This window comes from Nonomuraea basaltis, from assembly GCF_005893125.1.
Classification (GTDB): Bacteria; Actinomycetota; Actinomycetes; order Streptosporangiales; family Streptosporangiaceae; genus Nonomuraea; species Nonomuraea basaltis.
In genome coordinates, this window is the sequence record NZ_VCJS01000645.1 from 1 (window position 1) to 578 (window position 578).

The following is a 578-nucleotide window of genomic DNA, read 5'->3' on the forward strand; positions in this document are numbered from 1 at the left end:
GCTGTTGCCCTCTGATCTGGTCGTGGGTCTGCGCGGCAGTCACCTCTACCTCGCGGTGGCCGCCACCGGGGAGCGCCTGGAACTGCTCACGCCGACAGCGATCAACTTCGTGTGGAACAACTTCACCCCGCCGCTGATCCGGTTCCTGGCCGAGATCAGCCGTGCCGCGACTCCGCAGGTGACCTGGTTCGACTGGGGCGCCGCGTGGACACTGCCGTTCACCCCGGCGCTGCACTATCGGCGCAGCATCCTGGTCGCCGCGCGCTGGCAGCTTCGCGCCCGCACGCTGCCCGGCCGTACGGCACGCCTGGACGAGTGGGCCGAGCAACTGCACGCCTGGCGCGGCCGGACGGGTGTACCTGACCGTGTGCTCCTGGCCATGGACGATCAGCGCCTGCTGCTGGACCTCACCAGGGAGATGGACCTGGATCTGCTCCGCACGCACCTGGCCGGTTCCCCCGTCGCGGTGCTCTACGACGTGCCGCCGCCGGACGCGGATGGATGGATCGGCGGGCGGGCCCACACCTTCGTCGTCGCGGTGAGGGCGATCCGATGAGCCCGCCCAGCACGCAGGCCCT

General features: G+C 70.6%; 1 protein-coding gene. It reads left to right on the forward strand.

Features of this window, described 5'->3' with window-relative positions:
* Positions 1-556: lantibiotic dehydratase (locus EJK15_RS69860; protein WP_171075457.1), on the forward strand; the 556-nt coding region annotated here is incomplete at its 5' end.
* Between the last annotated feature and the right edge of the window lie 22 nt (positions 557-578).